A 7,058-nucleotide genomic window follows, 5' to 3' on the forward strand; every position below is an offset into this window, starting at 1 on the left:
GGGCGCGCGCCGACCTGCGGCCCTGTCCGCCGCCGGCCGGGTCGGCCGGCCCGGCCCCGTTGCGTGATATCACGCTCGAATGCGCGGGCGACGGCGTGCCGGTCGACGTCGCCGCCGCGCTCGCCGGGCGCACCGTGGTGCTCAACCTCTGGGCCTACTGGTGCGGCCCGTGCGCCGACGAGCTGCCCGCCATGGCCGAATACCAGCGCCGCGCCGGCGACCGGGTGACGGTCCTGACGGTGCACCAGGACGAGAACGAGACCGCTGCATTGCTGCGCCTCGCCGAGCTCGGCGTGCACCTGCCGACCCTGCAGGACGGCCGCCGACTCGTCGCGGCGGCCCTCCGGGTCCCCAACGTCATGCCCGCAACGGTGGTGCTGCGCGCGGACGGTACCGTTGCCGAAATCCTGCCCAGATCCTTCGCCGACGCCGACGAGATCGCGGCGGCGGTGGACCCGGTGATCGGCCGGGAGACAGGAGGAGGGCCGGGGTGAGCACCGCGCGCGACCAGGGTGAACTGCGCCCTGACGCCGCGCCCGGCTGGCTCCGCCCGCTCGTCGACAACGTGGGCCGGGTGCCGAGTGCGTACCGCAGGCGGGTCCCGCCCGACGTCCTCGCCACCATCACCGCGGCGAACGCCGCCGCGACGCTGACGGGGTCCAAGCGCGACGCCGCCGTGCTGGTGCTGTTCTCCGGCCCGCACGACCACCCGGCCAGCGGACTGCCCGACGACGCCGATCTCCTGCTGACCGTCCGGGCGTCCACGCTGCGCCACCACGCCGGCCAGGCCGCGTTCCCCGGCGGCGCCACCGACCCCGGCGACGACGGTCCGGTCGGCACCGCGTTCCGGGAGGCCACCGAGGAGACCGGCATCGACACCGCCCGGATCACCCCGCTGGTCACCCTCGACAAGATGTTCATCCCGCCGTCGGGCTTCCACGTCGTCCCGGTGCTCGCGTACTCCGAGGATCCCGGGCCGGTGGACGTCGTCGACGAGTCGGAGACCGCTGTGGTGGCCCGGGTCCCGCTGCGCGCGTTCGTCAATCCGCGGAACCGACTGATGGTGTACCGCCAGGCCAACACCCGGCGGTTCTCCGGGCCGGCGTTCCTACTGAACGAGATGCTGGTGTGGGGGTTCACCGGGCAGGTCGTCTCGGCGATCCTCGACGTCGCCGGGTGGGCCCAACCGTGGAACACCGACGACGTCCGCGAACTCGACGAAGCGATGGCGCTTGTCGGAGACCACGACGGCGCCGCCGGCGGCTACGGTGAAGGCCAATCATGACATCGTCACAATGGCTCGACCTCGCCATCCTGGGCATCGCGTTCGTCGCCGCCGTCTCCGGCTGGCGCTCCGGCGCACTCGGGTCGCTGATGGCGTTGCTCGGGGTGGTGCTCGGCGCCGTGGCCGGTGTGCTGCTCGCCCCCCACCTCGTCGAGGCGTTCCCGGGCCCGCGCCAGAAACTGTTCGTCACGCTGTTCCTGATCCTCGCGCTGGTGGTGATCGGTGAGATCGCTGGCGTGGTGCTCGGCCGGGCGGTGCGCAGCGCGATCCGCAACCGCCCGATGCGCCTGTTCGACTCCGTGGTCGGCTCCAGCCTCCAGCTGGTCGCGGTGCTGCTGGCCGCCTGGATGCTCGGCTTCCTCGTGCAGTCCTCGGACCAGCCCAGGCTGGTTGCGGCGGTCAGCGGTTCCAAGGTGTGGAGCGAAGTCGACCAGGTGGTGCCCGAGCAGCTGCGCACGGTGCCGGGCCGGCTCAAGGCGCTGCTGAACACCTCCGGCCTTCCGAATGTGTGGCAGCCGTTCGGCCGCACGCCGATCGCCGAGGTCGAGGCCCCCGACGTCGGGTTGATCACCGACCCGGTGGTGGAGCGGGTCAGGCCCAGCGTCGTGAAGATCCGCGGCTTCGCGCCGGGCTGCCAGAAGGTGCTCGAGGGCAGCGGTTTCGTGATCTCACCCGGCCGGGTGATGTCGAACGCTCACGTGGTCGCCGGCTCCGAGACGGTCACCGTCGACGCGGGCGGGCAGGAGTACGAGGCGTTCGTGGTGTCCTACGACCCGGCCGCCGACATCTCCATCCTCGACGTTCCCGACCTGCCTGCACCGGCGCTCGAGTTCGTCACCGAGGACGCACCGGACGGCACCGACGCGGTGGTGCTGGGCTATCCCGGTGGCGGCGACTTCACCCCGACGGCTGCCCGGGTGCGCGAGCGGATCGAGCTGAACGGGCCCGACATCTACCAGAAGTCGACCGTGTCGCGGCACGTGTACACCATCAGAGGGCAAGTGCGGCAGGGCAATTCGGGTGGCCCGATGATCGATCGCGAGGGCAGGGTGCTCGGCGTGGTCTTCGGCGCCGCCGTCGACGATCCCGACACCGGATTCGTGCTGCGCTACAGCGAGATCGCGCGTCAGCTGATGAACGTGAACAACACCGCACCGGTGGCCACCGGCGCCTGCGTCGGCTGACCCGTCACGTCCCGTAGACGTGCGCGAGGAAGCGCGACAGCTGTTCGTTGACCTCCTGCGGCGCTTCCTCGTGAGCGAAATGCCCTGCGCCGGAGATGGATACGTACCGGCCGTGCGGCGCGTACCGCTGCGTGCGGTTAACCGGGTCGGCCAGCACGTAGGGATCGGCGTCGCCGCGCAGGTGCAGCACCGGCACGGCGATCGGCCGCTTCATCGAACGCATGAACCGCCTGCCCTCGCCGCGCAGCTGGCTGCGCACCGCCCAGCGCTGGTACTCCAGCGCGGAGTGGGCGGCCGACGGGATCTGGATGGCGCGACGGAGGTGCCCGACGGTCTCGGTGAAATCCTCCGACGCCTGCCAGGGCGCCGCGGCCCGGCGGCGCACCAGCGCTTCGAGTTCGTCGGCGTCGTGGCGGGTCAGTGAGCGTTCCGGCCACACCGGCACCTGGTAGCTCAGCATCGACGGCAACAGCGCACGGCCCTGGTCGCGCCGCCGCATCGCCGAACTGCGCAGCGCCACCGGGTGCGGCGAGCTGACCACCGCGATTGCCCGCACCGCCCGGGGATGCAGCACGGCCGTCGCCCAGCACACGAGTCCGCCGTCGGCGTGGCCGACGAGCGTCGCGGTCTTGTGGCCGAGCGCGCGCACCAAGCCGGCGGTGTCACCGGCCAGCGTCCAGCCGTCGTAGCCGCGCGGGGGCTTGTCGCTGCCGCCGTACCCGCGAAGGTCCACCGCGACGACGCGCGCGCCGGTCAGTCCCCGGAGCTGGTGGCGCCACGACCACCAGAAGCAGCCGAAGCCGTGTAGCAGGATCACCAGCGGCCGCTCACTCATCGGCACCGGCGAGGGTTCCCCGTCGTCGGCCTCGACGACGTGGAACCGGATGCCGTTGGCATGCACCTCGAGATGCCGCCAGGGACCGTCGATCCTGGTGACCGACGGATCAGGCGGGGGCCGGACGTCGCCGCCGCGGCGGCGGGGCACTACCAGCCCGACGGGTCGGTGGTCGACTGCCCGTTGGGAGATGTGAGCGCCTTGCCGGGGTTCTTGTCGTGCCCGGGGGTGAGCGCTTCGCGGGTCTCCTTGACCGACTCGATGGTCTTCTGCGGTCCGCGGATGCGGCGCACCTTGAGGTATCCGAACAACGCCAGCACCCCGGTGACCAGCACCATGATCCCGAACACGATCAGGAACGCCGCCCAGCGCCAGATCCAGGTGTCGAGCAGTTCGGCGACGAAGAAGAAGAAGAAGAACGTGGAGTAGAACAGCACGACCAGCGCCAGGATGAAGAAGACGCTGCCGGTGAGCCCCTTCTTGACGTCCCGGGTGATCTCGGCCTTGGCCAGTTCGACCTCGGCGCGCACCAGCGTCGACACCTGCGAGGTGGCGTCCTTGACCAGGTCGCCGATGGACGGGTCGGGCTTCGGCGCGTGCGGATCCACCAGCGGGATCGAGGCGACGGTGGTCGGCACGCCGTTCTTGCGGTCGCTCACGGGCACATCCTCTGCGCTTTGATATTCGGTCGCGCTTCATGTTGCCATGCTGTGACCGGCTAAACGATCCCGGCCGCCATAGACTGGTCTCAGTCAGCAGCGTTGGCGGGTCGGGCCGCATCGACAGGGGATTGGTTTGCACACCAGACACCGCCGCCACGTTCTCGTCGCGGTGATCACCGCCGTGCTCGCGCTGGCGGCACCGGCGGCACCGGCGCAGGCCCAGGGGCCGGTGGTGCTCGGGGGCGGCTCGGGGATCGTGGTCAACGGTGAATCGCTGTGCACGCTCACCGCGATCGGCAACGACAACCGCGGCGCGCTGGTCGGGTTCACCTCCGCGCACTGCGGCGGGCCGGGCGCAACGGTGGGCGTCGAGGGTGCCGAGGCCGCAGGCGTGGTGGGCGCCATGGTCGCAGGCAACGAGGCGCTCGACTACGCCGTGATCGAGTTCGATCCAGGCAAGGTGACGCCGACCAACAACGTCAACGGCTTCCAGATCGACGGCATCGGGCCCGACCCGGCGTTCGGCGAGATCGCGTGCAAGCTGGGCCGCACCACCGGCCAGTCGTGCGGGGTGACGTGGGGCCCGGGGGAGGACCCGGGCACCATCGTCAACCAGGTGTGCGGTCAGCCCGGTGACTCCGGCGCGCCGGTCACGGTGAACAACAAGCTGGTCGGCATGATCCATGGCGCCTTCACCGAAGGCCTGCCGACCTGCGTCGTGCAGTACATCCCGCTGCACACCCCTGCCGTCACGATGTCGATCAACGCCCAGCTGGCCGACATCGTCAGCAAGAACCGGCCGGGCTCCGGCTTCGTCCCCGTGGGAGCCCGCGCAGCCTGACGCTCCGCGGTTCCGGCGATCGCTACTTGCTCGCGCGGATCGCCTCGAAGACGCTGGGGTCCACCAGCGTCGAGGTGTCGCCGAGCTCGCGGCCCTCGGCGACGTCGCGCAGCAGCCGGCGCATGATCTTGCCGCTGCGGGTCTTGGGCAGCTCGGGCACCACGTGGATCTCTCGCGGCCGGGCGATCGGTGAGATCTCCTTGGCGACCTCGGCGCGCAGCTCGTCGACCATGTCGTCGGCGCCGCCCTTCGCGCTGGCCTTGAGGATGACGAACGCGCAGATCGCCTGTCCGGTCTGGTCATCGGTGGCGCCGACGACGGCGGCCTCCGCGACACCGGCGTGCCCGACGAGCGCGCTCTCCACCTCGGCGGTGGAGATGCGGTGCCCGGAGATGTTCATGACGTCGTCGATGCGGCCCAGCACCCAGATCTCGCCGTCCTTGCCGTACCGCGCGCCGTCACCGGCGAAGTACCAGCCCTGCTCGGCGAACCGCGACCAGTAGGTCTCCTTGAACCGCTCCGGGTCGCCCCAGATGCCGCGCAGCATCGACGGCCACGGCTGGTCGAGCACCAGGTAGCCGTTGGCCTGCTCGCCGTGATCGGTGCCCGGCTCGAGCTGGTTGCCGTCGTCGTCGACGATCTTGGCCGAGATGCCCGGCAGCGGCGTCATGGCCGAACCCGGCTTGGCGTCGGTGACGCCGGGCAGCGGCGAGATCATGATGGCGCCGGTCTCGGTCTGCCACCAGGTGTCGACGATCGGGGTCTTGTCGCCGCCGAACACCGTGCGGTACCAGCGCCACGCCTCGGGGTTGATCGGCTCGCCCACCGAGCCCAGAAGACGCAGGCTCGACAGGTCGTGCTCGGCGGCGATCTGGCGGCCGAGCTTCATGAACGTGCGGACCAGGGTCGGCGCCGTGTAATAGATTGTGACGCCGTACTTCTCGATGACCTCGAAGTGCCGGTGCTCGGTCGGTGACGTCGGCGTGCCCTCGTAGACCACCTGCGTCACGCCGTTCGACAGCGGGCCGTACACGATGTAGGTGTGCCCGGTGACCCAGCCGATGTCGGCCGTGCACCAGTACACGTCGGTCTCGGGCTTGACGTCGAACACGTTGTAGTGGGTGTAGCTGCTCTGGGTGAGGTAGCCGCCGGTGGTGTGCATGATGCCCTTGGGCTTGCCGGTCGTTCCCGAGGTGTAGAGCAGGAACAGCGGGTGCTCGGAGTCGAAGGCCTCGGGCGTGTGATCGGCCGACGCGCCGTCCACGGTCTCGTGCCACCACAGGTCGCGGCCGTCGGTCCACTCGACGTCGATGCCGGTGCGCCGCACCACCAGAACGTTGGTGACGGTGGTCTCGCCCTTGACGGCCTCGTCCACGGCCTCCTTCAGCGACGCCGCCTTACCGCGGCGGTACTGGCCGTCGGTGGTGATGACGATCTTGGCCTCGGCGTCCTCGATGCGCGCCCGCAGCGCAGACGCGGAGTAGCCGGCGAACACCACCGAGTGCATGACGCCGAGGCGCGCGCACGCCAGCATCGCGACGATGGCCTCCGGGACCATGGGCATGTAGATCGCGACGCGGTCACCGGCGACCAGGCCGAGACCGGTCAGGGCGTTGGCGGCCTTGCACACCTCGTCCTTGAGTTCGGCGTAGGTGATGGTGCGCTCATCGTCGACCGGCTCACCGACCCAGTGGATCGCGACCCGGTCACCGTTGCCGGCCTCGACGTGGCGGTCGACGCAGTTGTAGGCGACGTTGAGCTTGCCGCCGACGAACCACTTCGCGACCGGGGCCTCCGACCAGTCCAGCACCTCGTCGAACGGGGTGTCCCACGCGAGCCGCTCGGCCTGCGTCGCCCAGAACGCCAGCCGGTCGGCTTCGGCGTCGCTGTACAGCTGGTCGGTCGCATTCGCCTGCGCGGCGAACTCGTCGGGCGGCGGGTAGGCGGACGGAATGTCGGTGTGCGTCTCGGACATAGGTGTGAGCGTAGTCACCACGCGCGCCGCTGAAGGCCTGACCTCACAACCTCGGCTGCGGGCGGCGGATGCGGCGCGCCGAGCGTCGCGGAACGGTAGGTCAACGGTCGGCTAGCGTGTGCTGCCATGACAGGGGCACGCGATCCGCTGGCGCCGCTGGCCGAACTGCCGGGCGTCGCCGCCGCCGCCGAGGAGGCCCGCGAGGCGCTCGGGAAGGCGCATCGGCACCGCACCAATCTGCGCGGCTGGCCGGCCACCGCCGCCGAGGCCGCCGTG

7 protein-coding genes and 1 pseudogene are annotated in these 7,058 nt (G+C 70.7%); 5 read left to right on the forward strand and 3 right to left on the reverse strand.

What is annotated here, in order from left to right; genetic code table 11:
* The 3 genes from H7I41_RS22350 to marP all read left to right on the forward strand — a co-directional run.
* The coding region (locus H7I41_RS22350; RefSeq protein WP_264014816.1) for a TlpA family protein disulfide reductase at positions 1–494 on the forward strand (494 nt) is incomplete at its 5' end.
* Complete coding sequence (locus H7I41_RS22355; protein WP_264014817.1) at positions 491–1,285, forward strand: NUDIX hydrolase; 795 nt, start codon at positions 491–493, stop codon at positions 1,283–1,285. The genes H7I41_RS22350 and H7I41_RS22355, both read left to right, overlap by 4 nt.
* A complete protein-coding gene (marP, locus tag H7I41_RS22360) occupies positions 1,282–2,469 on the forward strand; it encodes an acid resistance serine protease MarP (protein ID WP_264014818.1) in 1,188 nt (395 codons plus the stop codon). The genes H7I41_RS22355 and marP overlap by 4 nt, the downstream gene beginning before the upstream one ends.
* Before the next feature lie 4 nt (positions 2,470–2,473).
* Here the strand turns inward: marP and H7I41_RS22365 are convergent, their stop codons facing one another.
* Both H7I41_RS22365 and H7I41_RS22370 read right to left on the reverse strand, forming a co-directional pair.
* On the reverse strand, positions 2,474–3,454 hold the full coding sequence (locus tag H7I41_RS22365) for an alpha/beta fold hydrolase (protein ID WP_264014819.1): 981 nt from the start codon (positions 3,452–3,454) through the stop codon (positions 2,474–2,476).
* Complete coding sequence (locus tag H7I41_RS22370) at positions 3,454–3,969, reverse strand: phage holin family protein (RefSeq protein ID WP_264014820.1); 516 nt, start codon at positions 3,967–3,969, stop codon at positions 3,454–3,456. Before H7I41_RS22370 ends, H7I41_RS22365 begins: the two co-directional genes overlap by 1 nt.
* 130 nt (positions 3,970–4,099) lie before the next feature.
* Between H7I41_RS22370 and H7I41_RS22375 the strand changes: the two genes are divergently transcribed.
* Positions 4,100–4,807, forward strand: a complete 708-nt coding sequence (locus H7I41_RS22375; protein ID WP_372503788.1) for a chymotrypsin family serine protease — start codon at positions 4,100–4,102, stop codon at positions 4,805–4,807.
* A gap of 22 nt (positions 4,808–4,829) precedes the next feature.
* On the opposite strand, the gene acs is transcribed toward H7I41_RS22375, so the two are convergent.
* Positions 4,830–6,782, reverse strand: coding sequence for an acetate--CoA ligase (gene acs, locus H7I41_RS22380; protein WP_264014821.1), 1,953 nt, complete (start codon positions 6,780–6,782; stop codon positions 4,830–4,832).
* 126 nt (positions 6,783–6,908) lie between these two features.
* Here acs and H7I41_RS22385 point away from each other — a divergent pair.
* Positions 6,909–7,058 (forward strand): annotated as a pseudogene (locus H7I41_RS22385) (oxidoreductase); the annotation flags it as partial.

Source organism: [Mycobacterium] manitobense, from assembly GCF_025821665.1.
Taxonomy (GTDB): Bacteria; Actinomycetota; Actinomycetes; order Mycobacteriales; family Mycobacteriaceae; genus Mycobacterium; species Mycobacterium arseniciresistens.